22 protein-coding genes and 1 riboswitch are annotated in these 26,155 nt (G+C 72.8%); of the genes, 14 read left to right on the forward strand and 8 right to left on the reverse strand.

All coding sequences use genetic code 11. The annotated features are described in order from the left end of the window. Position 1: 1 nt before the first annotated feature. Positions 2-1,042 (reverse strand): bile acid:sodium symporter family protein, encoded by a 1,041-nt coding sequence (locus tag KO717_RS06390; RefSeq protein ID WP_301364896.1) that lies wholly within the window; start codon positions 1,040-1,042, stop codon positions 2-4. A 135-nt stretch (positions 1,043-1,177) separates the two neighbouring features. On the opposite strand from KO717_RS06390, the gene KO717_RS06395 reads away from it, so the two are divergent. The 6 genes from KO717_RS06395 to KO717_RS06420 all read left to right on the forward strand — a co-directional run bounded on the left by KO717_RS06395 (position 1,178) and on the right by KO717_RS06420 (position 9,791). Further along, entirely contained in the window at positions 1,178-2,035 is an 858-nt protein-coding gene (locus tag KO717_RS06395; RefSeq protein WP_301364897.1) for a LysR substrate-binding domain-containing protein, read from the forward strand. Positions 2,036-2,138: 103 nt separating this feature from the next. Then, complete coding sequence (locus KO717_RS06400; protein WP_301364898.1) at positions 2,139-3,962, forward strand: AMP-dependent synthetase/ligase; 1,824 nt, start codon at positions 2,139-2,141, stop codon at positions 3,960-3,962. Positions 3,963-4,063: 101 nt separating this feature from the next. Continuing rightward, complete coding sequence (locus tag KO717_RS06405) at positions 4,064-5,332, forward strand: ABC transporter substrate-binding protein (RefSeq protein WP_301364899.1); 1,269 nt, start codon at positions 4,064-4,066, stop codon at positions 5,330-5,332. A 9-nt stretch (positions 5,333-5,341) separates the two neighbouring features. After that, a complete protein-coding gene (locus tag KO717_RS06410) occupies positions 5,342-8,047 on the forward strand; it encodes an ABC transporter permease subunit (RefSeq protein ID WP_301364900.1) in 2,706 nt (901 codons plus the stop codon). Then, on the forward strand, positions 8,044-8,820 hold the full coding sequence (locus KO717_RS06415) for an ABC transporter ATP-binding protein (protein ID WP_301364901.1): 777 nt from the start codon (positions 8,044-8,046) through the stop codon (positions 8,818-8,820). Before KO717_RS06410 ends, KO717_RS06415 begins: the two co-directional genes overlap by 4 nt. 122 nt (positions 8,821-8,942) lie before the next feature. Continuing rightward, entirely contained in the window at positions 8,943-9,791 is an 849-nt protein-coding gene (locus KO717_RS06420; protein ID WP_301364902.1) for an aldo/keto reductase, read from the forward strand. An 87-nt stretch (positions 9,792-9,878) separates the two neighbouring features. Here the strand turns inward: KO717_RS06420 and KO717_RS06425 are convergent, their stop codons facing one another. After that, entirely contained in the window at positions 9,879-10,643 is a 765-nt protein-coding gene (locus KO717_RS06425) for a class I SAM-dependent methyltransferase (protein WP_301364904.1), read from the reverse strand. Beyond that, entirely contained in the window at positions 10,643-10,948 is a 306-nt protein-coding gene (locus KO717_RS06430) for a 4a-hydroxytetrahydrobiopterin dehydratase (RefSeq protein ID WP_301364906.1), read from the reverse strand. Before KO717_RS06430 ends, KO717_RS06425 begins: the two co-directional genes overlap by 1 nt. 174 nt (positions 10,949-11,122) lie before the next feature. Between KO717_RS06430 and KO717_RS06435 the strand changes: the two genes are divergently transcribed. Then, positions 11,123-12,913 carry a hydroxysqualene dehydroxylase gene (locus KO717_RS06435; RefSeq protein WP_301364908.1) on the forward strand — a complete coding sequence of 597 codons (1,791 nt, stop codon included), beginning with the start codon at positions 11,123-11,125 and terminating at the stop codon, positions 12,911-12,913. Between the two features lie 24 nt (positions 12,914-12,937). After that, on the forward strand, positions 12,938-13,726 hold the full coding sequence (locus KO717_RS06440) for a helix-turn-helix domain-containing protein (protein WP_301364910.1): 789 nt from the start codon (positions 12,938-12,940) through the stop codon (positions 13,724-13,726). Here the strand turns inward: KO717_RS06440 and KO717_RS06445 are convergent. After that, positions 13,712-14,134 carry a hypothetical protein gene (locus KO717_RS06445; protein ID WP_301364912.1) on the reverse strand — a complete coding sequence of 141 codons (423 nt, stop codon included), beginning with the start codon at positions 14,132-14,134 and terminating at the stop codon, positions 13,712-13,714. The genes KO717_RS06440 and KO717_RS06445 overlap by 15 nt on opposite strands. A gap of 138 nt (positions 14,135-14,272) precedes the next feature. Continuing rightward, positions 14,273-14,719, reverse strand: a complete 447-nt coding sequence (locus KO717_RS06450) for a hypothetical protein (protein ID WP_301364913.1) — start codon at positions 14,717-14,719, stop codon at positions 14,273-14,275. A gap of 253 nt (positions 14,720-14,972) precedes the next feature. Between KO717_RS06450 and KO717_RS06455 the strand changes: the two genes are divergently transcribed. The 4 genes from KO717_RS06455 to KO717_RS06470 are packed head-to-tail and all read left to right on the forward strand — an operon-like array spanning position 14,973 to position 19,330. Next, positions 14,973-15,998, forward strand: coding sequence for a hypothetical protein (locus KO717_RS06455; RefSeq protein ID WP_301364915.1), 1,026 nt, complete (start codon positions 14,973-14,975; stop codon positions 15,996-15,998). After that, positions 15,995-16,630 (forward strand): toxin-antitoxin system, toxin component, encoded by a 636-nt coding sequence (locus tag KO717_RS06460; RefSeq protein WP_301364917.1) that lies wholly within the window; start codon positions 15,995-15,997, stop codon positions 16,628-16,630. Before KO717_RS06455 ends, KO717_RS06460 begins: the two co-directional genes overlap by 4 nt. A gap of 16 nt (positions 16,631-16,646) precedes the next feature. Then, the gene (locus tag KO717_RS06465; protein ID WP_301364919.1) at positions 16,647-18,125 is read left to right on the forward strand and encodes an NAD(P)/FAD-dependent oxidoreductase; all 1,479 of its coding nucleotides are present in this window, start codon (positions 16,647-16,649) and stop codon (positions 18,123-18,125) included. Then, positions 18,122-19,330: an MAB_1171c family putative transporter gene (locus KO717_RS06470; RefSeq protein WP_301364921.1), complete on the forward strand. Its 1,209-nt coding sequence runs from the start codon at positions 18,122-18,124 to the stop codon at positions 19,328-19,330. The genes KO717_RS06465 and KO717_RS06470 overlap by 4 nt, the downstream gene beginning before the upstream one ends. A 103-nt stretch (positions 19,331-19,433) precedes the next feature. Here the strand turns inward: KO717_RS06470 and KO717_RS06475 are convergent, their stop codons facing one another. Then, positions 19,434-20,279 carry a bifunctional 5,10-methylenetetrahydrofolate dehydrogenase/5,10-methenyltetrahydrofolate cyclohydrolase gene (locus KO717_RS06475; RefSeq protein WP_301374389.1) on the reverse strand — a complete coding sequence of 282 codons (846 nt, stop codon included), beginning with the start codon at positions 20,277-20,279 and terminating at the stop codon, positions 19,434-19,436. Positions 20,280-20,363: 84 nt separating this feature from the next. Further along, positions 20,364-20,466: riboswitch (ZMP/ZTP riboswitch) on the reverse strand. Between the two features lie 57 nt (positions 20,467-20,523). On the opposite strand from KO717_RS06475, the gene KO717_RS06480 reads away from it, so the two are divergent. Further along, positions 20,524-21,285 carry a class I SAM-dependent methyltransferase gene (locus KO717_RS06480; protein WP_301364923.1) on the forward strand — a complete coding sequence of 254 codons (762 nt, stop codon included), beginning with the start codon at positions 20,524-20,526 and terminating at the stop codon, positions 21,283-21,285. 215 nt (positions 21,286-21,500) lie between these two features. Next, complete coding sequence (locus KO717_RS06485; RefSeq protein WP_301364924.1) at positions 21,501-23,096, forward strand: RNA polymerase sigma factor; 1,596 nt, start codon at positions 21,501-21,503, stop codon at positions 23,094-23,096. A 105-nt stretch (positions 23,097-23,201) separates the two neighbouring features. Here KO717_RS06485 and KO717_RS06490 read toward each other — a convergent pair whose 3' ends face one another. Together KO717_RS06490 and KO717_RS06495 are read right to left on the reverse strand one after the other, a co-directional pair. Beyond that, positions 23,202-25,013 (reverse strand): vWA domain-containing protein, encoded by a 1,812-nt coding sequence (locus tag KO717_RS06490; RefSeq protein WP_301374390.1) that lies wholly within the window; start codon positions 25,011-25,013, stop codon positions 23,202-23,204. Between the two features lie 2 nt (positions 25,014-25,015). Beyond that, the gene (locus tag KO717_RS06495) at positions 25,016-26,077 is read right to left on the reverse strand and encodes an ATP-binding protein (RefSeq protein WP_301364926.1); all 1,062 of its coding nucleotides are present in this window, start codon (positions 26,075-26,077) and stop codon (positions 25,016-25,018) included. Between the last annotated feature and the right edge of the window lie 78 nt (positions 26,078-26,155).

Raw genomic sequence — 26,155 nt, forward strand, 5'->3', positions numbered from 1 at the left:
GTTAACGGGCCCGCGGCGCGGGCTGTTGGCGCGCGGGCGAGACGTCCGCCACACGGTCAGCGGTGAGTTCGGGCAGCGGGTCCTGGGCGCGGCGCCGGGCGATGACCGCACAGACCATCAGCTGCATCTGGTGGAAGAGCATCAGCGGGAGCACGGCGAGGGCGGCATGGGCCCCGAACAGCACGCTGGCCATGGGGAGTCCGGCGGCCAGGCTCTTCTTCGACCCGGCGAACTGGATGGCGATGCGGTCCGCGCGGCCGAAGCCGAGGCGGGCGGCGCCGTACCAGGTGGCGAGGAGCATGACGGTGAGGAGTACGGCCTCCACCAGCATCAGGGCGGCGAGCCGCGGGAGGCTCACCCGGTGCCAGATGCCCGCGACCACGCCCGCGCTGAAGGCGGCGTAGACGACGAGCAGGATCGAGCCGCGGTCGACGTAGCCGAGAACCTGCTTGTGGCGGACGAGGAAGCCGCCGGCCCAGGGGCGCAGGGCCTGTCCGAGGAGGAAGGGCAGCAGGAGCTGGAGGGTGATCTTGAGGAGGGAGTCGAGGGAGAAGCCGCCCGCGTCGCCGCCGAGCAGGGCGGCGGCCAGGAGGGGGGTGAGGACGATGCCGGCCAGGCTGGAGAAGGAGCCCGCGCAGATCGCGGCGGGGACGTTGCCGCGGGCGATCGAGGTGAAGGCGATGGAGGACTGCACGGTCGAGGGGACCAGGCAGAGGAAGAGCAGGCCGCCGTAGAGGGGGGCGGTGAGCAGGCCGGGAACGAGGCCGCGGGCGGCGAGGCCGAGGAGCGGGAAGAGTACGAAGGTGCAGGCGAGCACGGTGAGGTGGAGCCGCCAGTGGCGCAGGCCGTCGAGGGCTTCGCGGGTGGAGAGCCGGGCGCCGTAGAGGAAGAAGAGCAGGGCCACGGCCGCGGTGGAGGCGAGGTCGGCGGCGGTGGCGGCCGGGCCGCGGGCGGGGAGCAGGGCGGCGAGGCCCACGGTGGCGAGCAGGGCCAGGATGTACGGGTCCAGGGGCAGCCGGGCGGGGAGGTGCGGGCGGCGCATGCGGGGGTGCTCACTTGCTGTCGGGGCGGGGTGCTCGGGGTGCTCCCTTCATGGTCGGCGGTGGGCGTTCATCGGGAAACCCGCACACCGCACTCACTGCCATCGTGATCCGTGATGAGCGGCTACCGTGGCGGTATGTACGACCCTGTCCAGCTGCGAACCTTCCTCACGGTGGCCCAGACGCTCAGCTTCACGCAGGCCGCGGGGCGGCTCGGCGTGGGACAGTCCACGGTCAGCCAGCACGTGCGGCGGCTGGAGGAGGCGACCGGGCGGCCGCTGTTCGTCCGGGACACGCACAGCGTGGGGCTGACGGAGGACGGCGAGGCGCTGCTCGGCTTCGCGCGGACGATCCTGGAGGCGAACGAGCGGGCGGCGGCCTTCTTCGCGGGGACGCGGCTGCGCGGCCGGCTGCGGTTCGGGGCCTCCGAGGACTTCGTACTGACGCGCCTTCCGGAGATCCTCGAAGGGTTCCGGCACGAGCACCCCGAGGTGGACCTGGAGCTCTCGGTGGAGCTCTCCGGGACACTGCACGAGCGGCTGGACGCGGGGCGTCTCGACCTGGTGCTGGCGAAACGGCGGGGGCCGGGGGACGAGCGGGGCCGGCTCGTCTGGCGGGACCGGATGGTGTGGATCGGCGCGGACGGGCTGCGGGTGGACCCGGAGCGCCCTGTTCCTTTGATCGTCTTCCCGCCGCCGGGCATCACCCGCGCCCGGGCGCTGGAGGTGCTGGAGCGGGACGGGCGGGCGTGGCGGATCGCGTGCACGAGCGGCAGCCTGAGCGGCCTGGTCGCGGCGGCCCGGGCCGGGCTCGGCGTGATGGCGCACGCCCGGGGGCTGATCCCGCCGGGGCTGGTGCGGGTCGGCGGGCTGCCGGAGCTCGGGCCGGTGGAGTTCGCCCTGCTCCGGGGGCCGCGTCCGTCGGCCGCGGCCGAGGCGCTGGCCGCGGCCGTGCTCTCCGGCGCGGACCGGCTCAGTCGCACGTCAACGGCGTGAACACCGTGATCACTGGGGAGGTCTTGTGGAGGTATCCGAAGGCCGGTCACCCCCTGTTGACCATGCGGTACGTTCACCGCGGCGCGCGGAGAGGAGCGGGGCCTTGCGCGAGATCACCGTCCCACCCGTCGTCACGGGCGCACCCGTCGGCGGCCTGGCCGACATCGTCTTCCAGCACGCTCGCGAGGAGCCGGACCGGGTGGTTCTCGGCCGGAAGACCGACGGGGCCTGGGGGGACGTGACGTCCCGGGAGCTGGCCGCCGAGGTGCTCGCGCTCGCCCGGGGGCTGCTGGCCCAGGGGGTGCGCTTCGGGGACCGGGTCGCCGTCATGTCCCGCACCCGGTACGAGTGGACCCTCTTCGACTTCGCCCTGTGGGCGATCGGCGCCCAGCCCGTCCCGGTGTACCCGACGTCCTCCGCCGATCAGGTCCACTGGATCCTCTTCGACTCCGACTGCACGGCCTGCGTGGTCGAGGACGAGAACCAGGCCATGACGGTGGGGTCGGTCATCGACCGGCTCCCCCACCTGCGCCGGCTGTGGCAGCTCGACGCCGGGGCCGTGGAGGGGCTGGTCGCCGACGGCCGCGGGGTCGCCGAGGACGTCGTGCACCGCCACCGGGGTGCGGTGACGCCCGACGCGACCGCCACCGTCATCTACACCTCCGGGACGACGGGCCGGCCGAAGGGATGCGTGCTCACGCACGCCAACTTCATGTACGAGACCGACACCCTGGTCAGCCGCTGGGAGTCGGTCTTCCAGGCCCGGCAGGGCGAGGAGCCGTCCACCTTGCTCTTCCTGCCGCTGGCGCACGTGTTCGGGCGGATGGTGGAGGTGGCCGCCGTCCGGGCGCGGGTGAAGCTGGGCCACCAACCGGTGCTGGCCGCCGCCGAGTTGCTGCCGGACCTCGCCGCCTTCCGGCCGACCTTCGTGCTGGGCGTCCCGTACGTCTTCGAGAAGATCTTCGCGGGCGCCCGCCGCAAGGCGGAGGCGGAGGGGCGTACGGGCCCCTTCGACCGGGCGGTGGAGACGGCCGTGCGCTACGCGGAGGCGCGCGAGCGCAAGGCCTTCGGAGCCGGGCCGGGGCCCTCGGCCGCGCTGCGCATGGAGCACCAGCTCTTCGACCGGCTCGTGTACGGGAAGGTGCGCGACGCGATGGGCGGCCGGGTGCGGCACGCCATGTCGGGCGGGTCGGCGATGTCGCGCCGCCTGGGGCTGTTCCTCGACGGGGCCGGGATCACGGTGTTCGAGGGGTACGGGCTGACCGAGTCCTGCGCGGCGGCCACCGCGAACCCGCCCGGTGCGACCAAGTACGGCACGGTGGGGCGGCCGATCCCGGGCAGTACGGTGCACATCGCGGACGACGGGGAGGTCTGGCTGCACGGCAGCCACATCTTCTCCGGCTACCTCAACGACCCCCGCGCCACGGAGGCGGTCCTGCGCGGCGGCTGGCTGGCCACCGGGGACCTGGGCCGGCTGGACGCCGACGGGTACCTGACCATCACCGGGCGCAAGAAGGACATCCTGGTGACCTCCAACGGCAAGAGCGTCGCGCCCGCCGCGCTGGAGGAGCGGGTCCGTTCGCATCCGCTGGTGTCGCAGTGCGTGCTGGTGGGCAACGACCGGCCGTACATCGCGGCGCTGCTCACCCTGGACATGGACGGGATAGCGCACTGGCTGTCGATGCGCGGGCGGCCGCAGCTGCCGGCCGCGCAGCTGGTGGGTGACCCCGAGCTGACGGCGGAGGTGCGCCGGGCGGTGGTGGCCGCGAACACCCTGGTCTCACAGGCGGAGGCGATCCGCACCTTCCGGGTGCTGGGCGAGCAGTTCACGGAGGAGCGGGGGCTGCTGACCCCCTCGCTGAAGCTCAAGCGCCGGGCGATCGAGAAGGCGTACGCGAAGGAGGTCGCGGCCCTGTACTCCTCCTGACCAGGAATCTGACGGTTCGTCATTTCTACCCGTCGACAATATTGACGATCCGTCAGGTCACGCACAGAATGCGGGGATTCCAACCGGAGGGGATCCCCGACATGTTGCGACCGATCCGCATCCTGGCCGCCGCGGCGGCGGCCCTCGCGCTCGTCTCCGCCTGCAACTCCGCCTCCACCAACGGGACCTCCCCCGGCAAGCCCGGCGACGCGCCGGGCAACTCCCGGGGGGTGAGCGCCGATTCGATCAAGGTCGGCGGGATCGTGTCGATGACCAGCGCCAGCGGCTACAGCAAGAAGGACACCGACCTCGGCGCCAAGGCCCGCTATCTCCGGGCCAACGCCGAGGGCGGGATCAACGGACGCAAGATCGACTACCTCGGCGCGGAGGACGACGGCCAGGACCCCGCCAAGAACCTGGCGGCCGCCCGCAAACTCGTCCAGCAGGACAAGGTCTTCGCCGTCTCCCCCATGAGCTCGGTGACCTTCTCCGGCGCGGACTTCCTGGAGCAGGAGAAGGTCCCCACCTTCGGCTGGGGCACCCTGCCCGCCTTCTGCGGCCCCCGGCACATCTACGGCTTCAACGGCTGCCTGGTCCCCACCCCCGGCGGCACCCTCAACCAGACCTGGCCCGAGGGCATCGGCCAGATACTCGGCGGGGCCCAGGGCAGAACCGTCGCGATCATCGCCAACGACAGCGACGCCGGAAAGTTCGGCATCCGGACCTTCCAGCAGGGCTTCACCAGTGCCGGGTTCAAGGTCTCCTACGCCAAGGCCTCCGTGCCCGCCACCGCCGTCCCGAGCGACTGGTCCGCGTACGTGAAGGAGATCCTCACCGGCAACGACGGCAAGGCCCCGGACGCCGTCGTCTCCGTCATGCAGACCCCGAACAACATCGGACTGTTCACCGCGCTCAAGCGCAGCGGCTACCAGGGGCTGCTCTCCGACCCGACCGACTACGACCCCGGGCTGCTCGCCAAGGACGCCACCAAGCAGGCCCTCGACGGGGTGCACGTGCTGCTGCAGTTCCAGCCCTTCGAGTCGGCCGACCCGAAGATGGCGCAGTTCAAGGCCGACATCAAGGCGGCGGCGGGCGGCCAGGACGTGCCTTTGAACATGCACATGTTGACCGGGTACATGTCGGCCGACCTCTTCCTGTCCATCGCGCAGAAGGCCGGCAAGAACCTGACCGTCGAGTCCTTCCAGGCCGCCGCGCAGGGCTTCTCCGACACCGGCACGCTCGTCGGCGACCGCGCGCTGCCCAAGGGGCAGAAGGAAAGCTTCGGCTGCGGGGCGCTCGTACAGCTGAAGAACGGCGCGTACGAGGTCTCCGTACCGTTCAAGTGCTACGAACCGATCCCCTTCAAGTAGGGCCGCGGCATGGGGGATCTGCTCGTCTTCGTGCTGAGCGGTCTGGTCTCCGGCGCCCTGTACGCACTGCTCGCCACCGGGCTGGTGCTGTCGTACTCGGCGTCCGGACTGTTCAACTTCGCGCACGGGGCCACCGCCTACCTGTGCGCGCTCACCTTCTACGAGCTGCACTCGGGGCTGGGCTGGCCCGCCGTCCCGGCCGCCCTGCTGGTGGTCTTCGTCCTGGCCCCCGGTCTCGGCTGGGGGCTGGACCGGCTGATGTTCCGGCGGCTCGCCCGGGTCGGCGAGACCGCGCAGATCGTGGCCACCATCGGGCTGCTGGTGGCGCTGCCGGCCGCCGGGCTGTGGGCGGTGGAACTGCTGGCGGAGGCGGGTGCGCCGGTGAAGCCCGCGGAGAACCAGTTCGGGCTGCCGGGAGTGGGGCCCAGCCCGGCGAGGTCCTGGCAGCTCGCGGACGGCGTCGGCATCGACTCCGACCAGCTGATCACCTGGGTGGTGACGGCGCTGGTGGCGGTGACCCTGTGGGTGCTGATGCGGCATACCCGTCTGGGGCTGCACCTGCGGGCCGCCGTCGACAACCGCTCACTGACCGAGCTGCGCGGCATCAGCGCCGACCGGCTGTCGTCGGTGGCCTGGATGATCGCGTCGGTCCTGGCGGGGCTCGCGGGTGTGCTGGCGACCCCGCTGCTGGGGCTGTCCGCGCACGACTTCACCCTGTTCCTGTTCGTCTCGGCCACGGCGGCGGTCATCGGACGGTTCGCCTCCGTGCCGCTCGCCTTCGCGGGCGGACTCGGGCTCGGGGTGCTGCAGAACCTGGTGGCCGGGTACGCGTCCTTCGCCGAGTCCGTCACCGGCTTCCGGACGGCCGTACCGTTCCTGATCCTGTTCGGCGGGCTGCTGGTGCTGACCCGCACGGCACGTACGGCGGGGGTCGCGGCCGTCGACGCGCCGCCGGTCGACCATCTGGCCGGGGCCTCGTGGCGGCGGCGGTGGGGGGTGTGGGCTGCGGGCGCGGCAGCGCTGTGCGTGGCGCTCTACACCGTGACCACCCCCTTCTGGAGCGGCCTGCTGGCGCAGGGGCTCGCGATCGCGCTCGTGTTCATGTCCTTCACGGTGGTGACCGGGCTCGGGGCGATGGTGTCGCTGGCGCAGGGCACCTTCGTGACCGGCGCCGCGCTCGTGGCCGGGCTGCTCATGAGCCGGGGCTGGCCCTTCGTGGCCGCGCTGGCGGTGGGCACGTGCGCGGCGGCGGTGCTGGGGGCGCTCGTCGCCCTGCCGGCACTGCGACTCGGGGGCAGGTCCCTGGCCCTGGCCACACTGGCACTGGCCTTCCTGGCCGATCAGGTGCTGTTCCAGCTGCGCTGGCTGCGCAACGGCGATGCGGGGTGGCCGATCCCGCGGCCGGTGTTCGGACCGGTGGACCTCTCCGACGACCGGGCGCTGGGGGTGGCCCTGGTGGTCCTGGTCGCGCTGGTGGCGGCGGGGCTGACCGCCCTGCGGAACTCCCCGTCGGGGCGGGCGATGCTGGCGGTCCGGTCGGCCCCGGCGGCGGCGGTCGCCTCGGGGGTCTCCGTACTGCGCACGAAACTGCTGCTGTTCACGCTGTCGGCGGGGCTGGCCGGGTTCGGGGGCGTGCTGTACGCGTCGTACAACACCCGGATCACCGCGACGGACTTCACGGCGATGACCGGGCTGGTGTGGCTCGCGGTGGTCGTGGCGGCGGGTGTGCGCAGACCGCAGTACGCGGTGGTGGCGGGGCTGGTGTTCGCCGTCGCACCGCGGCTGCTGTCCGACTACGTGACGGAGTCCGCGCACCTGCCGGTGATCCTCTTCGGCCTGGCCGGGCTGGCCCTGGCCAATGACCCGGACGGGTACTGCGCGGCGGTGCCGGTGCGGCGCGCGCGGCGGCGCGCCGCCGCCGCTTCCCGGGGCTCCGCCCCGGACCCGTCGGGGGCTCCGCCCCCGGTCCCCCGCGCCTCAATCTCCCCCAGCTACCGCTGGGAGGGGCCCCCTGGCGGGGCTGATGTTGCCCTCGAGCTGCGCGAGGTGACCGCCGGGTACGACGGGGGGCTCGTGCTGCACGGGGTCGATCTCACCGTACGCGCGGGCGAGATCCTCGCCGTGCTCGGGCCCAACGGGGCCGGGAAGAGCACCGCCTGCCGGGTCGCCGCCGGGCTGCTGCCCGCCACGGGCGGGGCGGTGTACGTGGGCGGGCGGGACGCGACCCGGGACGGGGCCGTACGCCGGTCGCGGGCCGGGGTGCTGCTCGCCCCCGAAGGCCGCGGGATCTTCCCCGCGCTCACCATCGAGGAGAACCTGGCCCTGTACCTCCGGGACGCAGACGCCCGGGCCGCCGTCTACGCACGGTTCCCCCGGCTCGCCGAACGGCGCGGGATCCCCGCCGGAGCCCTCTCGGGCGGGGAGCAGCAGATGCTGGCCCTGGCTCCGCTGCTCCAGCGGCCGCCCTCGGTGCTGATCGCCGACGAACCCTCGCTCGGGCTCGCCCCGCGGGTGGTGGAGGAGGTGTACGCGCTGCTCACCGAACTCCGCGACGCCGGGACGGCACTGCTCCTGGTGGAGGAGAAGGCGGCCGAGATCCTCGGGATCGCCGACACCGTGGCCTACCTCTCCCAGGGCCGGGTCTCCTGGTGCGGCCCCCGGGCCGAGGTGGAGGCGGACCGGCTCACCGAGGCCTACCTGGGGATGGCGACATGAGCGAGGGCGGGTACGTACTGGAGGCCCGCGGGGTCGGCGTGCGCTTCGGCGGTGTCCGGGCGCTGACCGGCGTGGACCTCGGGGTCCGCGCGGGCGAGGTGTGCGGGCTGATCGGGCCGAACGGCGCCGGGAAGACCACGCTGTTCGACGTGCTGTCCGGGATCCGCCGCCCCGACCAGGGGCGGATGCTGCTGGACGGGGCGGACGTCACCCGCCGCTCCCCCGTCTGGCGGGCCCGGCACGGGATCCGCCGGACCTTCCAGCGGCAGCAGTTGTTCGGGCAGCTCAGCGTGGCCGACAACGTGCTGGTGGCGCAGGAGTGGCGGGGCGGCGGCGGCGGGCCGGCCGCCGATCTCCTCGCCCTGCCGGCCCGGCGGGCCCGGGAGCGCGAGCGCCGGGCCCGCGGCGAGCGGGTGCTGGCCGACTGCGGGATCGGCGCGCTCGGGGCCTCGTACGCCGGCGGGCTGCCGGTCGGGCAGGCCCGGATGGTGGAACTGGCCCGGGCGGTGGCCGATCCGCCGCGGGTGCTGCTGCTGGACGAGCCCGCGTCGGGCATGTCCGCGCCCGAGCGGGACCGGCTCGCGGAGGTCGTGCGGCGGCTGGCGGAACGGGAGGGCTGTGCGGTGCTGCTGGTCGAGCACAACGTGGCCTTCGTGATGGAGCTGTGCGCGCGGGTCGTCGTGCTGGACCTCGGGACGGTGCTGGCCGAGGGCACCGCGGCCGAGGTACGGGCGAACCCGCTGGTGCGGGAGGCGTACCTCGGGTCCGCATGAGGGTGCGTACGGAACGGATGGCGGGAATACGTCGCACGAGGGGCCGGTTGTCGCCCCTCGTGCGACGCTCCACCGCCGCCGCACCGACGAAGCGACGAACCGACGTGAGGGAACGACCAGACGTGAACCAGGTCCCCGCCATCAAGCTCAACAACGGCACGCTCATGCCCCAGCTCGGCTACGGCGTCTGGCAGGTGCCGGACGCGGAGGCGGAGCGCGCCGTCGGGACCGCCCTGGAGGCGGGATACCGCAGCATCGACACGGCCGCCATCTACGGCAACGAGGCGGGCACCGGAAAGGCCGTCGCCGCTTCCGGGCTGGCCCGCGAGGAGCTGTTCGTCACCACCAAGCTGTGGAACGGCCCGAAGCAGAAGTGGGGCCGGGACCAGGTGCTGCGCGCCTTCGACGACTCCCTCGCCAAGCTGCGCCTCGACCATGTCGACCTGTACCTGATCCACTGGCCGCGTCCGATGCGCGACGATTTCGTCGCCATCTGGAAGACCTTCGAGGAGATCGCGGCGAGCGGGCGCGCCAAGGCGGTCGGCGTGTCGAACTTCCGCCCGGCCGACCTGGAGCGCATCGCCGCCGAGAGCGAGCTGGTCCCGGCCGTGAACCAGGTCGAGCTGCACCCGCTCTTCCCGCAGGCCGAGCTGCGCGCCGTGCACGCCCGGCGCGGGATCGCCACCGAGGCCTGGTCGCCGCTGGGCCAGGGCAAGGAGCTGCTGACCCTCCCCGCCGTGACGGCGATCGCCGCCGCGTACGGCCGCAGCGCCGCGCAGGTGGTGCTCCGCTGGCACCTGCAGCACGGGAACATCGTGATCCCGAAGTCGGTGACGCCCGCGCGCATCCGGGAGAACCTGGACGTGTTCGGCTTCGAACTGGCGGCCGCGGACATGGCGGCTCTGGACGCCCTGGGCGCGGGCGCGGCGGGCCGCCGGATCGGACCGGACCCGGCCGAATTCGACGTGTGACGGGATCCGGGTCGGGGTCCGGGGCCGGGTACGGGTACGGATCCCGGCCCGGGTCCGGGTCCGGGTCCGCGCGGTTCTTCCCGCGGGTCAGACGCGTACGAAGCTCCGTATGCGGTACGTCGGCTCCGCGCGCGGGACGTCCTGGTCCGGCAGCAGTTCCAGCCGGGCCGCCAGCTCCTGCGCGGTGATACCGCGCGGGACGATCCGGGAGGCGTACCGGCCCGCGAGCAGGGACTCGGCGGAGCCGCGCGGGGTGCGGCCCTGCCCGTGGCCGGTGAAAAGGGCCTCGCCGACCGCGAGCAGGCCCGCCCGGGCCGCGTAGGCCTCGACCTCCCCGGAGGCGTCCGAGGGGGTCGGGGTGAGGTGCGCGGCGAAGACGGCGTCGATGTCGCTGCCGACGTCGTGCGCCGAGTCCTTGTCCACCGTGGCGAGGAAGACCCCGCCGGGCCGGAGCACCCGGGCGGCCTCGGCAATCACCGCCGGCACCAGTCCCGGCTCGCGCAGCAGGTGCAGCAGCCACACCGCGCTGACCGCGTCCAGGGATTCCGGGCGGACCGGCAGCCGGGCCGCGTCGGCGAGGGTCACCGGGATGCCGCGCCGTGCCGCGATCGCGGCCATGCCGTGGGAGGCGTCCGCGCCCAGGACGCGCAGGGCGGGGCGGCTGATCCGGCTGGTGACGATGCCGGTGCCGCAGCCGAGATCGAGGAGGGTGTGCGTGTCCGCGGGGAGCAGTTCGAGGACGGCGGCGGCCGCCGCCTCGGCGCGCGGGATGCCACCGCGGGTGGTGTCGTAGGCCTCGGCCTCGGCGTCGTAGTCGAGCAGGGATCTCACGGACGGTATGTGCGTGGTCATCAGCTCGCGCCGTGGGCCGGGGCCAGGGCCTCGACGCGTTCGGCGAGGGCGAAGTCGGACTCCGTCACCACCCCGCCGGCGTCATGGCTGTTCACGGAGAGCCGGACCGTGTTGTAGCCGAGGGTCAGGTCGGAGTGGTGGTTCAACTCCTCCTGGACCGTGGCGATATGGACGACGAGGGCGCTCGCGGCGAAGTGCGTGCCCAGCCGGTAGGTGCGGAAGATCCGGTCGTCCTCGAAGGACCAGCCGGGGAGCTCCCGCAACCGGTCCTCGATCTCCTTCTGTGACAACGGCTCACTCGGCATGCACCGGCTCCTTTTCCCCGTGACGTGTAGTCAAGGTTCCCACAGTGCACGCCGGACCAATCCTTTCGCGCCATAGTGCGCCCGGGTACTTCTACACCTTCCAGGTCCGCCGCACCCCCCATATGCTCCTGCGCCGAACGCACTGTTACCAGCGGTAACGAGGGGGCATTCGCCATGACCGGCACAGGAAGTTCCAGGCGTACGTTCATCGCGGGCGCGGGCGCGGCGGCCGCCGCCGGGGCGGTCCTGACCGGGCCGGGGGCAGCCCCGGCGGCGGCTGCCGCCGCGGCCGTACCACCGCCTGCCGGACGGCGTGTCGCGGTGCTCGGCGGCGGGGTGGCGGGCCTGACGGCGGCCCACGAACTCGCCGAGCGCGGCTACGCCGTGACCGTGTACGAGCGCCGCGCCCTCGGCGGCAAGGCGCGCAGCATGGACGTGCCCGGCAGCGCCCGCGGCGGGCGCCGCCCGCTGCCCGCCGAGCACGGCTTCCGCTTCATCCCCGGCATCTACCACAACCTGCCCGACACCATGCGGCGCATCCCCTTCCCCGGGAACGCGGCCGGGGTGTGGGACAACCTCGTCGCCCCGCGCGAGATGATGTTCGCCCGGGCGGCCGGGCGCGAGGACCTGCGCGGGCCCATCCCCTGGCCCGGACACTCCCCCGCCGAGCTGACGCCCGAGGAGATCCGGCGGGCCCTCGCCGGCATCCTGCAGACTCTGCTCCGGCTCCCGCCGCACGAGACGGCGTACTTCGTCGACCGCGTGCTGGTCTTCCTCACCAGCTGCGACGAGCGGCGCGAGGAGGTCTGGGAGCGGACGCCGTGGTGGGACTTCGTGCGCGCGGAGCGGATGTCGAACGAGTACCGGCGCATCCTCGCCGTCGGCATCACCCGCAACATCGTGGCGACCAAGGCCGAGGAGGCCTCCACCCGCACGGTCGGCACCCTCGGCGAGGCCTTCGTCCTCAACCTGCTGGGGCGCGGGGCGGACGGCCCGCCCGACCGGATCCTCAACCTGCCGACCAACGAGGCCTGGATCGACCCCTGGGAGGCCCATCTGCGCTCCCTGGGCGTCGAGTTCAGGATCGGCTGGACCGTGCGGGAGGTGCGGTACGCGGGCGGCCGGGTGAGCGGCGTCGCCGTCGAGGGACCGGACGGCGCCGCGCAGACCGTCACCGCCGACCACTATGTGAGCGCACTGCCCGTCGAGCACGCCCGCCGCACCTGGAGCGCGGCGCTGCGGGCCGCCGATCCGATGCTGGGGCGCTGCGACAAGCTGGAGACGGACTGGATGACCGGCATCCAGTTCTATCTGACCCAGCGGGCCGAGCTGGTGCACGGCCACCTCAACTGCATCGACTCCCCGTGGTCGTTGACGGCGATCCAGCAGGCCGAGCACTGGCCGTCCCGCGACTTCCCCGCCGACTACGGCGACGGGACGGCGGTCGACTGCCTGTCGGTGGACATCTCCGAGTGGGACAAGCCGGGGATCCTGTACGGGAAGACGGCCAAGCAGTGCACCCGCGAGGAGGTGGCGCGCGAGGTGTGGGCGCAGCTGAAGGCCTCCCTCAACGACACCGGGCGGACCCTGCTGAGCGACTCCACACTGCACTCGTGGTTCCTGGACCCGGGAGTGGACGGCCTCGGCACCCCGCACCCCACCAACCAGGACGAGCTGCTGATCCACCCGGTCGGCACCCTGCACAACCGGCCGAGCGCGGGCACCCGCATCCCGAACTTCTTCCTCAGCGGGGACTACGTCGCCGTCGACATCGACCTCGCGACGATGGAAGGCGCCAACGCGTCGGCGCGCGCGGCCGTCAACTCCCTGCTCGACCGGGACGGTTCGGGCGCGCCGCGGTGCACGGTCCATCCGATGTACCGGGCGCCGGAGCTGGAGCCCGCCAAACGGCACGACCGGTGGCGCTACCGTCTCGGTCTGCGGAACGTCTTCGACCTGGGCTGACCCTCCTCGGCTAACGTCGTGCGCATGACGACGACGAGTGTGGGCACCCTGCTGCGCGCCTGGCGGGAGCGGCGCGGCATCAGCCAGCTGGAGCTGGCGGGCCGCGCCGACTCCTCGTCCCGGCACATCAGCTTCATCGAGACGGGCCGGTCCCGGCCGAGCGAGGAGATGGTGCTGCGGCTCGCCGGCCATCTGGACGTGCCGATGCGGGAGCGCAACTCCCTCCTGCTGGCGGCGGGTTACGCCCCGCGCTACGCGCACACCGCGCTGGACGACCCGGCGATGGAGACGCTGCGGGAGGGCATCGCCCGCCTGCTGACGGGGTACGAGCCCTATCCCGCCCTGGTCGTGGACGCCGTGTACAACGTCGTCGCCGCCAACCAGGGCATCGCGATGCTGCTGGACGGCCTGCCGGAGCACCTGCTGACCCCGCCGCTGAACGCCATGCGGATCACCCTGCACCCCGAGGGCCTGGCCCCGCGGATCCACAACCTCAAGGAGTGGCGCGGGCACCTGCTGGCCCAGATGGAGCGGCAGATCGCGCTGGCCCGCTCCGAGCCGCTGCGCGCCCTCTACGAGGAGGTGTCGGCCTATCCGGTCGCCGAGCGCCCGGGCGACAGCGCCCCGCAGGAGCCCACCGCGTACATCGCGCTGCCGCTGGTCATCGAGCACGACGGGCACCTGCTGTCCTTCGTGTCGTCCATCGCGACCTTCAACACTCCGATGGACGTGACCGTCGCCGAGCTGGCCATCGAGACGATGCTCCCGGCCGACCCGGCGACGGTGAAGTACCTGCGCTCACTGGGCGGCTGAACCCGAGCGCAGGGCGAGCTGCTGGAGCACGGCGAAGCCGGCCACGGTGAGGGCCTGCACCGGGATCCACAGCAGCCCGGCGGTGGTGGGCTCGAACCAGAGCGCCAGGGAGGCGAGACTCAGGGCGGCCCAGGCGTAGTTCGTCTCGATGACGAGCTTCACGGGAAGGACGGGCGGCTGCCGCCGCGAGCCGAGCCATCCGACGGCGGCCCCGTACGCGACGAGGAGGATCCCGAGTTCGAGCAGCAGCGGCTGCCCGACCCCGAGCAGCCGGCCGAGCGGGGCGGAGAAGGCGACGTACGCGAGCCCGTTGGCGGTGGTGACGACGGAGTCGAGGGCGAGGAAGCGGCGCAGCGCGGTCTGCGGGTCGCGGGTGCGGGCGAAGCCGGCGAGCGGGGTCGCGGACATGGGAATCAGCCTCCATCGAGGTCGAACGGCCAGGTGGGACACGGGTTCCGGGACCGAGTGCGCGGCCCCGGAACCCGATGCGTCCACTGTGCCGGGGCCTGCGGGGAGGGTCGATTACCTCCCAGGTAACGGGCGGCCTCACAGGTGGGCATGCAGCGCCGCGTAGGCTCGCTCGATCTCGCCCAGGTACTGCTCCAGGCCGAAGCGGACCTCGTCGACGGTGGTGCCGTCGCGGCCCGCGTACATGAGGTCGGACCAGATGACCGTCTCGCCACGGAGCCGGATCTGGATGGTCAGCAGGGGCGACCCCGGTTCGTGTGGTTCCCCGGCCGCCACGGCTGCGCTGCGCGGCATGTCAGTCGGATGGAGCGGTCCGCCCGGGCGGAGCAGCCGCCCCGGTCCGAGACCGGCCATCCCGCTGTCGCTGCGGGCCACCACGTCGAGGCCGTCGACGAAGAGGTAGGTGTGGACGGCCGCACACACCGGCGGCCCGGGGCACGCGCTGATGAACAGCGTGCTCTTCGCGTCGTCGCTCCGCCTGTCGGGCGCGGTGGCCCTCGGCACGCGCGGGGATCTACGCGGCATCCGCCTGATGTGAGGTCATGGCGCGATCCTAGCGGCTGCGCGCCGCGCCAGCTCCGTCGGCCGCGGCGCGGGTCCAACACCTGCTGCCCGGGCGGGGGTTGCCGTGCGGCCCCGCAGGCCGGGGGATGCCAACCCTTTTTGAGCTGTACGGCAGGAAACGTTGGGGTTCCCCTGGTTCGGTCAGGGGCGGGAGGCTAGGCTTCACCGAGCCCGAATCACTCGAACGCCTTGTCGACATATGGAGAATCCGCCGGTGCGAGCCGCCGCCCGACCCGATCTCGCCGCCATCTGGCGCCGCACCTGGGCACTGGCGCAGGAGCACGGGCAGGATCCGGCCGAGGTGCTGGCGGTGGAGCGGCTGAGTCATCTGTCCGGGGTCGAACCCGGGCGCGTACCCCAGGTGGTGGCGGGCACCGCCGTGGAGGCGCCGCTGGAGCGGCGGGTGCACCAGCGGTTCCTGCGGCTGCGCGCGACCCGGCGCGACAAGCACGGCCGGGAGTGGTCGCTGGCGGCCATCGCCGACGACTTCGACGCCCCCGGCGCCTCTCTCGGGCCGCTCAACGCCGGTACCGGGCTGCCCCGGATGGGTCACGCGGCCGGTGTGCAGCGGTTCTTCGGCGTCCATGCCGGTTTCCTCCTCGCCGACAGCAAGAGCGCGGTGGAGCGGGCCCTCGCCCTGTCAGCCACCACCGTCTCCGACGGCCGGGACGACCTGGAACACCTGTCGTACCTCACCGGCATGACCCCGCAGGCCATCCGGCTCACCCTCGACGGAAGGCCGCCCCGGCTCCCGCTCAAGGAGCAGGTGCACCTGCGGTTCGAGCACCTGCGCCGCACCCGTGTACGGGAGGACGGCCAGCCCCACTCGCTGGCGGCCATCGCCAAGTCCTTCGACGCGTCGGGGCAGTCGCTGACCCGCCTCGCCCAGGGCGAGGGCCTGCCCAACCTCGCCGCGGCCGCCGGGATCCAGCGTTTCTACGGCGTCGAGGGCGGCTTCCTGCTGGCCGACGACACCGAGGCGCTCTCCAGCGCCCTCGCCCTGATCGAGGGGGAGTTGGAGTCGGCGGTACGGGACCGGGAGAACCCGATGCTGGCGGTTCTGCGGGCGCACGACGTACGCAGCATCGTCACGCGGGCCGGACGGCTGTCGCCCCAGGGCTGGAAGTCGCTGGCCGACCACTTGGACGACCTCCTCGCGCGCGAGGGGCAGCTCGGAGTTCCGGGCACGAAGAGCGGGGCGCCGACCGAGGGCGCCGCCGCCGAGGGAGAAACACCATGAGGACCACACGGGCCATGCGCAAGCTGGGCTCCGAACTCCTGGAGGGAGCGCGCCTGACGCCGCCGGCCGATGCCAGGGAGATCATCGGGGCGCTGTGCGCCGCCTACTCCGAGCGGCGCGGCGGAGAGCGGAAGGTCGATTTCCATTTCACCTCCTTCCCGCCCGACACCGCGAGCGGGCTGTGGCTCGAGCTGGACGACGTCGACCTGATCGTCGTCGAGCAGCACACCCGGCCCGAACACCAGCTCGTCATCGCGTGCCACGAGTTGTGGCACCTGGACGAGGGCACCTGCGACAGCCTCGGTCCTGGCATGCTGGTGGCTGCCCGGCTGGCCGGACACCCCGGCCGTCTCGCCGACCTGCTGACCTCCGGCTCCGGGCTGGACGCGGTGGTCCGGCAGGCCGCCGCCCGCGCCGACCACGGGGATCCGGCGGAGATCCGGGCCGAGACCTTCGGCCTGCACCTCGGCAACACCCTGCGCTCCTACCTGCCCTCGCCCCGCGAACAGCAGCTCCCCGAGGCCATCGAGCGCATCAAGTCCTCGCTCGGCTGGGGAAGCCCCGTGCCACGCCGCGACCCGCACCAGCCGGTCGCCGCACCCCTCACGCCGATGCCCTCAGCACGGCCCTGACAGAGAGCACGCCACGATGAACCAGTCCACCCCGCCCCGCCACGCCGTCGTCATAGGCGGCAGCCTGGCCGGCCTCCTCGCGGCCGCTGTCCTCGCCGAGCACGCCACGGTCACCGTCATCGACGCCGACCCGCTGCCCGAGGGGCCGGCCCCGCGCCGTGGGCTCCCGCAGGCCCGGCACACCCACCTGCTGTGGTCGGGCGGCGCCCGGGCCATCGAGCAGATCCTGCCCGGCATCACCGCCGACTGGACGAAGGCGGGCGCCATCCGCCGCAGCCTGCCCACCGACCTCGTCTCGAAGTCCGCCCAGGGATGGATCCCGCGGTGCGGGGAGAAGCAGTTCAACATCTCCTGCAGCCGCGATCTCCTCGATTCGGTGATCCGCGCCCGGGTGACCGGCCTGAAGGGGGTCTCCACCCTCCAGCGGAGCCGGGTCCGCGCCCTGGAGGGCACGGCGTCCCGGGTCACCGGCGTCCTCGTCGACACTCCGGAGGAAGCGGGCCGGCTCCTGACCGCCGACCTCGTGGTCGACGCGAGCGGTCGCGGCTCGCGCGCCCGGACCTGGCTCCAGGCGCTCGGCGTCACCGGCATCCGGCAGGCCGAGGTCGACTCGGGCCTCGTCTACGCGACGAGGATCTTCGAAGCCCCGGCCGGAGCCCACGAGATGGGCTTCCCCATCATCAACGTCCAGTCCGACCCCCGGGTGCCCGTCCCGGGCCAGACGGCCACGATCGTGCCCATCGAGAACGGCCAGTGGCAGGCCACCCTCTCGGGGACCCGCGGCGGCCAGCCGACCGGCGACCCCGACGCGTTCATCCCGTTCGCCAAGGCCGTCCGCGACCCGATCGTCGGGGAGCTCCTGGAGGGCCGCAAGCCCCTGACGGACGTCGCCGTCACCCAGGGCACCGCAAACCGCCGGATCTACTTCGAGAAGGCCGAGCTGCCCGACGGCTTCTTCGCCGTCGGCGACTCCGTCGCCACCTTCAACCCGCTGTACGGACAGGGCATGACCGTCGCGGCCCAGGGGATCCTGGCCGTACGCACCCTGCTGCGTGCGAAGGGACTGGAGCACCCCGGGATCGGCCGCGAGGCGCAGCGCGTCATCGCGCCGCAGGTCAGCACCGCCTGGGAGCTGGCCACGTCGCAGGACATCCTGTATCCGGGAGCCACCGGCATCAAGCCGCGCGCCGGCACCGGTCTGCTCAACGTGTACGTCAACAGGCTGATGACGGGAGCGACCACCGACGAGACGCTCACCGCCGCCCTGTTCAAGGTCCTCACCATGAGCACCGCGCCCACCCACTGGCTCCACCCGTCGGTGGTCTGGCACGTCCTGCGCGCTTCGGACCGGGGCGCGCTGAAGGCGCCGCCGCTCACCGCCGCCGAGCGGGCCGTCGCCGGGCTGGACCGGGCGCCCGGCACGACGCCCGGTGCCGGCACGGGCCCGTCGGCGGACCCGGCCGGCCCCGCCGACGCCGTCGGACAGGCCCGATGAGCGGCAGGTTCCTGCCGCTCCTGCCCGCCTCCCTGATGGTCCTGGCGCTGCTGATCAAGCTGCCGAAGCTGCGCCGGGACCGGGACCGGCCGCTGAACCGGACGGCGTGCGCACTGCTCGCCGTCGGGGCACCCATCAACTTCCTCGCATCGCCGTCGACCATCGCCACGGTCAACCGTCACACCGGCGTGGTCAACTTCTCCGCGCCCCTGGTGTTCGGCCTGTGCACGGTGTTCTCCGGGCTGTGCGTCGTCCTGGTGCTGCAGTGGCGCGGCGGGCCGCCCGCGGCCGTGCGCCGGGCCACCCGGCTGACCACGGCCCTGTTCGGCACCGCGACCGCGGCCATCGTCGTCCTGTTCGTGATCGGCGACGCACCGGTGGAGCGGCTCCAGGACCTGGACACGTACTACGCGACCACGCCCTGGATCCGCGAGATGATCGTCTGCTTCCTCGTGGCGCACACCCTGGGCACCTCGGCGCTGACCTGGCTGTGCGGCAAGTGGCTGGCGCGCGCCGACCGTGCGATGCGCCCGCTGCGCACGGGGCTGGCCCTGATCGTGGTCGCCGGGCTGATGGACCTGGCCTACCTGGCCGCCAAGTGGGCCTCGGTCGTGGCTCGCTGGACCGGCCACGACCTGGTGTTCCTGTCGACGGACGTGGCGCCGCCACTGGCGGGGGCCGCCGGGCTGCTGCTCGGTGCCGGGTTCGTCGTGCCGCTGGTGGGCGGGTCGGCGACATGGCTGGCCTTCAGCCAGTACCGGCGGCTGCGCCCGCTGTGGAAGGCGCTGCGCGGATTCGCCGCGACCCAGGGACGGACCGTGCCGCTGGCCTGGTGGTCCCCGGTGGGGATCCGGCTCATCCACCGGGAGTCGGTCATCGACGACGGCATCCTGGCGCTGGCCGGCTGGTTCGACCCCCGGGTGCGCAGCGCCGCGTACGAGGAGGCCCGGGGCCGGGGTATGGGCGAGGCACGGGCCGCCGCGGTCGCGGACGCGGCCGTCCTGGCGGCAGCCTGCCACCGCAAGGCCGCCGCCGCGAGCGGATCCGCGCCGGGGCCGGCCGCGATCCCGGAGCCCTACCGTCTGGGCCGGCGGCCCCTGACCGCCCTGGCGGACGCGTTCCGTACCTCCGACATCGTCGCCGCGGCCCACGACGCGGCCACCGCCGGCACGCGGGAGCTGAACCCCGACCCGGTCGGCGCCTGAGACGCACAGCCCCCGGGGAAACGCGACGCCCCGGACCGATGGCCGGCCGGGGCGTGCGCGTGGGGCGCGGGCGTGCGTCGTACGCGGGACCCGCGCGGTGGGATCAGAGCTCCGCGAGGTCCAGGCCGGCCTGCGCGGCGGCCGCCTGCACGGTCTGCTCCAGCAGTACGGCGATGGTCATCGGGCCGACACCACCCGGCACCGGAGTGATCAACGAGGCCCGGGCGGCGGCCGACTCGAAGTGCACGTCGCCGACGTTGCCCTCGTTGTAACCGGCGTCCAGGACCACCGCGCCCGGCTTGATGTCCTCGCCCCGGATGAACTCGGCCTTGCCGACGGCGGCGACCAGCACGTCCGCCTGGCGCACGATCGAGGGCAGGTCCTGGGTGCGCGAGTGGCAGTAGGTGACGGTGGCGTTCTGCTCCAGCAGCAGCATCCCGGCCGGCTTGCCCAGGATCGCGCTGCGGCCGACGACGACGGCGTGCTTGCCGGTCAGGTCCACGTCGTAGGCGGCGAGCAGGCGCATGATGCCGCCGGGGGTGCAGGAGACGAAGCCCGGCAGCCCGAAGCCCATGGCGGCGAAGGAGTGCATGGTGACCCCGTCGACGTCCTTGCCCGGGGCGATGGCCTCGAAGGCAGCACGCTCGTCGATGTGGTGCGGGACGGGGTGCTGGAGCAGGATGCCGCTGATCTCCGGGTCCTCGGACAGCGCGGTGAGGGTGGCCACCAGCTCCTCGGTGGTCGTCCCGGCCGGCAGCTCGACGTGGCGGGAGGTGATCCCCGCCTTGGCGCAGCGGTTCTGCTTCATGCGGACGTAGGTCACGGAGGCCGGGTCCTCGCCGACCAGCACGGTCGCGAGGCAGGGCGCGGTGCCGGTGCGCTCGGTGATCTTCGCCGCGTGGGCGGCGGTCTGCTCCGAGATGCGGCGGGCGAGGGCCGTGCCGTCCATCAGCCGGGCGGAGCCGGTGACAGGGGCAGAGGCAGAGGCAGTCTGGGCAGTCGTCACGGGGTCTCCTGAACGTCGCTGCGGATCGCGGTTCGCCCAGGCGCGCGGCAGTCGGCGTACCGGAGGTCCACAGGTACGCCGGGCCGCTCCCCGGTGGTGATCCACCCGAACGCCAGTCACGGCCCGCCGACCACTGTAGTCGACATATCCGGTGGTTGTCGGGCGTCCGACCTGGGACGATCAATGCATGACGCGTACTTTCGACCATCTTGTCGCCGAGGCCGAGTCCGTCTCGGTGGACGGCTGGGACTTCTCCTGGCTCGACGGCCGGGCCACCGAGCAGCGTCCCTCCTGGGGGTACCAGCGGCTCATGGCCGAGCGCCTGACCCTGGTCCGGTCCGCGCTGGACATCCAGACCGGTGGCGGCGAGGTGCTGGCCGGGTGCGCTCCGCTGCCGCCGCTCACGGCGGCCACCGAGTCCTGGCCACCCAACGTGGAGAAGGCGACGCGGCTGCTGCACCCGCTGGGCGCCGTGGTGGTCGCCGACGCCGACGAGCCGCCGCTGCCCTTCGGCGACGCGGCCTTCGAGCTGGTGACCAGCCGGCACCCGGTGACCATCTGGTGGGAGGAGATCGCGCGGGTGCTGACGCCGGGCGGCAGCTACCTCTCGCAGCAGGTCGGTCCGGCGAGCGTCTTCGAGCTCGTCGAGTACTTCCTCGGCCCGCAGCCGGAGGAGATCCGGCGTGCCCGGCACCCCGACGACGCGGTCGCCGACGCCACCGCGGCCGGCCTCGAAGTCCTCGATCTGCGCTCCGAACGTCTGCGCACGGAGTTCCACGACATCGGAGCCGTGATCTACTTTCTACGGAAGGTGATCTGGATGGTGCCCGGCTTCACGGTCGGGCAGTACCGGGACCGGCTGCGTGAGCTCCACGAACGGATCGAACGCGAAGGTCCGTTCGTCGCTCACACCGCCCGCTTCCTCATCGAGGCCCGCAAAACGGGCTGATCTGAAGGGCGGACGGATCTGCGCCGGATCGGGTTGCGTGGCCACAGCGTGGCGCAGGTCACTCAATTCAGCGCGTAACGAATCGACTCGGGCATGCGATGAACCGACAGGTGTCCTCGCGCGGCCCGGAATACAGACCCCCCTCGGGTCTGTTTCCCGAGTTCGCGCGATGATGTCCCGCCCACCCTTAATCTGTTCGCAACGAGAGGCTCCTTGTGTCGCTCAGCCCGTCCCGTACGTTCCCTCCGGAGATCGCCGAATCCGAGGCCCTTGTCGCGCTCGTCGAGCGCGGCCGCGAGCAGGGTCACATCAACGGTGACGACGTGCGCCAGGCCTTCGAGGCCGGCCGCATCCCGGTGGACCAGTGGAAGCGGGTCCTGCGCAGCCTGAACCAGGTCCTGGACGAGGAGGGTGTCGCCCTCCACGTCAGCGCGGCCCCCGCCACCAAGGCTGCCGCCAAGAAGCCCCGCAAGGCTGCCGCCGCCCCGGCCCGCACCGTGGCCAAGAAGGCCACCGCGGCGCCGCGCCCCATCGGCGCCCGCAAGACCGCGGCCACCACCGCGGCGACGGCCGTCACCACCACCGCCACGGCGATATCCGCTTCGTCGGCCGCAGCCATCGGGGACGAGGCGTCGGCCGAGGCCGCCGCCGAGCCGAAGAAGCGCACGGTCAAGAAGACCGCCGCCAAGAAGACCGCCGTGAAGAAGACCGCGGCGAAGAAGACCAGCGCCAAGGACGCCGACGAGGGCGAGACCCCCGTCGTCGAGGGCGAGGACTGGGCTGCCGAGGACCTCGCCGACGAGGCCGAGGACGAGGCGCCCAAGGCCGGCGGCACCCAGGGCTTCGTCCTGTCCGACGACGACGAGGACGACGCCCCGGCGCAGACGGTCATGGTGGCCGGTGCCACCGCCGACCCCGTCAAGGACTACCTCAAGCTCATCGGCAAGGTGCCGCTCCTCAACGCCGAGCAGGAGGTGGAGCTCGCCAAGCGCATCGAGGCGGGCCTGTTCTCCGAGTACAAGCTCGAAGAGGAGGAGGACCACAAGCCCGCCTTCAAGCGCGAGCTGGAGATCCTGGTCGAGGACGGCCGCCGCGCGAAGAACCACCTGCTGGAGGCCAACCTCCGTCTCGTGGTCTCCCTCGCCAAGCGCTACACCGGTCGCGGCATGCTCTTCCTGGACCTGATCCAGGAGGGCAACGTCGGCCTGATCCGCGCGGTCGAGAAGTTCGACTACACCAAGGGCTTCAAGTTCTCCACGTATGCGACCTGGTGGATCCGGCAGGCGATCACGCGTGCCATGGCCGACCAGTCGCGCACCATCCGCATCCCCGTGCACATGGTCGAGATCATCAACAAGCTCGCCCGCGTGCAGCGCCAGATGCTCCAGGACCTGGGCCGTGAGCCCACCCCGGAGGAGCTGGGCAAGGAACTCGACATGACCCCCGAGAAGGTCATCGAGGTCCAGAAGTACGGCCGTGAGCCGATCTCCCTGCACACCCCCCTGGGTGAGGAGGGCGACAGCGAGTTCGGTGACCTCATCGAGGACTCCGAGGCGGTCGTCCCGGCGGACGCGGTCTCCTTCACGTTCCTCCAGGAGCAGCTCCAGTCCATCCTGGGCACGCTCTCGGAGCGCGAGGCGGGCGTGGTCTCCATGCGCTACGGCCTCAACGACGGCCAGCCGAAGACCCTGGACGAGATCGGCCGCGTGTACGGGGTCACCCGTGAGCGCATCCGCCAGATCGAGTCCAAGACCATGTCGAAGCTGCGCCACCCGTCGCGTTCGCAGGTGCTGCGCGACTACCTCGACTGAGCCGATCTGCTCCGGCACGCCCCTGACCTGCGGACCCGCGGGTCAGGGGCGTTCTGCATCCGGCCACGGGCCGGTCCGGTTCAGGTCAGATCAGGTCAGGTCAGGTCAGGTCAGGCGGAAGACGGGTCCCCTGGGGGTGAAGGGCAGCGAGGCACCCTGGGGGATCAGATAGGCGTGCTCACGCCGGATGCGCAGGGTGTCGCACCAGCCGTCCGTGATCACCAGGACCGGGGCCCCGGGCGGGAAGTCCTCCGCCCGCTGCAGCAGGTCGATGCCCGGCTGCAGCTCGGTCCCGCCGCGCCCGCGGACCCGTACGCGGCCCGCGATCTCGGTCGGGGGAAGATAGCCCCCGTCGTAGGGCGCGGCGTCGCAGAAGACGACGCGTGCCGCCGGTACGTCGCGGGCCTGCGCGTACGAGGCGATCGCGCCCAGCGCCTTGCCGAGCAGGGCCGCGTTCATCGACCCCGAGGTGTCGAGGACCACGCCGAAGGTGCAGCGGGCGACCTCCTCGGGCGGGAAGTACCGCCCCGCCCGAGGGATGTCCGGGGTGGAGGCCTGGCGGCGGGCCGGGCGCGCGAAGCTCCGTACCGGCTCGGGGCGCGGCACGTACTCGTCGAACCAGCGGGCGAGCCGGGCGTCCCAGGGCACGGGCGGATGGGCCAGGGCCCGGATCTCCTGGATCAGCCCGGCGGGCAGAAGGCCGCGCTCCCCGTACGTGTGCAGGTCGAAGCCCTGGACGAGGCCGCGCCGGTAGAACTCGTCCAGGTCGGCGTACGGCGCGCTGCCCGGGTGGGGCAGCGGGTCGCCCAGGATGTCCCCGCGGCCCTTGCCGCGCAGGGTGGCGAGGCGGCGCATCCGGCGCAGGTCGGTGGTGATCCGGTCGTAGACCTCCTCGACGGAGAGGTCCTTCAGATCCGGGTCGTACAGCAGCCCGGCGGGCATCTCGCCGACGCCCATCTCGACGAGCCAGCCGTTGACCACGTAGTCGGCGGCGACGTTGTGCAGGTACGGGTCCCGGGCGCCGCGGCGCTCGCCGTGGCGCAGCGCGGCGTGCAGCATCTCGTGGGCCAGGATGAACCGCCATTCCCCCTCTTCGAAGCTGCGGAGCGGGTTGACGTAGATCTCCCCGGCGGTGGCGCTGACCGCGGCGATGTCGATGTCCTGGGCGCGGGCCAGCTCGGCATCGGCGACGATCTTCAGGCCGCTGGCCAGGCCGCCGAGGAGCGGGTACGAGGAGACGAACCAGTTCAGGGCGCGGTCCCACGGGCGCTGCGCCACGCGCTGCCCCGTGACCCGGTCGCGGCGCCCGCCGGCGACCTCCATGGCGGCGGAGACGCTGCGGGTCAGGGCGTGCGCGAAGGCGGTCTCCCAGTCGGGGACCGGGGTGGAGTTCCATGCGTGCCAGGTGACCAGGAGCTGGTCGGGGTGGTCGCCGGCGGTGCCGCAGAGCTCGTAGGCGGCGGGAATGCCGTCGCGGCGCCAGCGGGCCGCGAGCAGTTCCTCGTCACCGCCGGGGTACTCGGCCGGGAGGTCGTCCGGGGGCCGGACGGACGGCTGCGTCAGCAGGAAGCGGTTGACGACGGCGCAGCGTGCGGCGAGGTCGAAGCGGTCGGGCTGCACGCGGTCCCGGTCGGCCGCGGCCGGTACGTGGCCGAATCCGAGGTGGAGCAGGGCGTGGGCGAGGGCCCAGGCCCAGGTGCCGGGCTCGGCGCGCAGGCCGGAGCGGACGTGGAGGACGCCGTTGGAGTCCACGGCGACCATGCCCGCGGCGGGGGTACCGGGGCACTTGGGCTGCTCGCACACGCTCCCGCCGACGGCGGCGAGGGCCGGGTTCCGCTTGACCAGGGCAAGCCCCTCGGCGAAGGCCTGGGCGGCGGGGTCGGGCTGGGTCTTCTTCTTGGGCCGGGTGCGCGACACGCTCACCGGCGGGCCTCGACCAGGCGCGGCATGTCCCGGGCGGCCTCCACGAGGAACCAGGAGGGCAGGACGGGCAGGCCGTCGGCGTCGTCGGCGATGACGGTCTGCGCCACCTCCACGGAGATCTCGGCGAGCTGGACCAGCAGCGCCTTGGCCCGGTAGGCGGTCTGGCGCAGGGCGGGCGAGACGTGCTCGCGCTGCGCGGGCAGCTCCTTGACCAGGCGGCCCCGGAAGGCCTCGGCGAGGTAGTAGAGCAGGTCGCGGTCGGCGGGGCGGGTGGGCCAGGAGGCGTCGCCCTTCATGATCGCCTCGATGCCGAAGCTGTGCCGCACGATCTTGGCGTAGCCGCAGAAGGACACGGCGTGCCCGGGGGTGAGGGTGCCGTGCGCGATCACCTTGAGGGTCTGCTCGTCCAGTTCCGCGCCGAAGGAGTGCAGGGCGTCGGAGAGCATGTGCCAGGAGCGCGGGGTGGAGAAGGGCTCCTCGGTCTTGGGCGGCTGCGACCAGAGGTGGTCGGGGCGGTCGGTGAGGTAGTCGGTGACCCAGGGGTGGATGCCGTGCTCGCCGGCCCAGACCAGCCAGTCCTGTGCGGACGCCTGGAGGTGGACGTGGGTGAGGCGGTTGACCAGCGCGGAGGCGATCGGCCGGGCCAGCGCGTTGTCGGTGGCCCGGTTGCCCGCGCCGATGACGATGGAGCCGGCCGGGAGCTCGTAGGAGCCGATCCGGCGGTCGAGGATCAGCGAGTAGAAGGCCTTCTGGACGTCCGGGCTCGCGGCGTTGAGTTCGTCGAGGAAGAGGCAGTACGGCTCGTCGCGTGCGATGGCCTCGGGCGGGCAGAAGACGGACCGGCCGTCGCGGATCTGCGGGACGCCGATCAGGTCCTCGGGGGCGAGTTGGGTGCCGAGCAGGCTGACGCACTCCAGCCCCAGCGCGTCGGCGAACTTCCTTACGAGCGAGGACTTTCCGATGCCGGGAGCCCCCCAGAGGAACACGGGCCGGACGGTGGCGAGGCCGAGCAGCAGTTCGGGGATCTGGGCGGGGGTGACGGTGACGGCAGCCTGCACGGGCGTGGATGTCCTCGGGGGTGTGGCGGGTGTGTGGTGCGGCCAGTGTCGCCGCACCGCACACCGCGCGGCATCCCG

The sequence above is a fragment of the Streptomyces xanthophaeus genome (assembly GCF_030440515.1).
Lineage (GTDB): Bacteria > Actinomycetota > Actinomycetes > Streptomycetales > Streptomycetaceae > Streptomyces > Streptomyces kutzneri.

Coding starts and splice junctions, on each gene's coding strand:
- KO717_RS06390 (WP_301364896.1), bottom strand. CDS start 1,042: ATGCGCCGCCCGCACCTCCCCGCCCGGCTGCCCCTGGACCCGTACATC.
- KO717_RS06395 (WP_301364897.1), top strand. CDS start 1,178: ATGTACGACCCTGTCCAGCTGCGAACCTTCCTCACGGTGGCCCAGACG.
- KO717_RS06405 (WP_301364899.1), top strand. CDS start 4,064: ATGTTGCGACCGATCCGCATCCTGGCCGCCGCGGCGGCGGCCCTCGCG.
- KO717_RS06410 (WP_301364900.1), top strand. CDS start 5,342: ATGGGGGATCTGCTCGTCTTCGTGCTGAGCGGTCTGGTCTCCGGCGCC.
- KO717_RS06415 (WP_301364901.1), top strand. CDS start 8,044: ATGAGCGAGGGCGGGTACGTACTGGAGGCCCGCGGGGTCGGCGTGCGC.
- KO717_RS06425 (WP_301364904.1), bottom strand. CDS start 10,643: ATGACCACGCACATACCGTCCGTGAGATCCCTGCTCGACTACGACGCC.
- KO717_RS06430 (WP_301364906.1), bottom strand. CDS start 10,948: ATGCCGAGTGAGCCGTTGTCACAGAAGGAGATCGAGGACCGGTTGCGG.
- KO717_RS06435 (WP_301364908.1), top strand. CDS start 11,123: ATGACCGGCACAGGAAGTTCCAGGCGTACGTTCATCGCGGGCGCGGGC.
- KO717_RS06440 (WP_301364910.1), top strand. CDS start 12,938: ATGACGACGACGAGTGTGGGCACCCTGCTGCGCGCCTGGCGGGAGCGG.
- KO717_RS06445 (WP_301364912.1), bottom strand. CDS start 14,134: ATGTCCGCGACCCCGCTCGCCGGCTTCGCCCGCACCCGCGACCCGCAG.
- KO717_RS06450 (WP_301364913.1), bottom strand. CDS start 14,719: ATGCCGCGTAGATCCCCGCGCGTGCCGAGGGCCACCGCGCCCGACAGG.
- KO717_RS06460 (WP_301364917.1), top strand. CDS start 15,995: ATGAGGACCACACGGGCCATGCGCAAGCTGGGCTCCGAACTCCTGGAG.
- KO717_RS06465 (WP_301364919.1), top strand. CDS start 16,647: ATGAACCAGTCCACCCCGCCCCGCCACGCCGTCGTCATAGGCGGCAGC.
- KO717_RS06470 (WP_301364921.1), top strand. CDS start 18,122: ATGAGCGGCAGGTTCCTGCCGCTCCTGCCCGCCTCCCTGATGGTCCTG.
- KO717_RS06475 (WP_301374389.1), bottom strand. CDS start 20,279: ATGGACGGCACGGCCCTCGCCCGCCGCATCTCGGAGCAGACCGCCGCC.
- KO717_RS06480 (WP_301364923.1), top strand. CDS start 20,524: ATGACGCGTACTTTCGACCATCTTGTCGCCGAGGCCGAGTCCGTCTCG.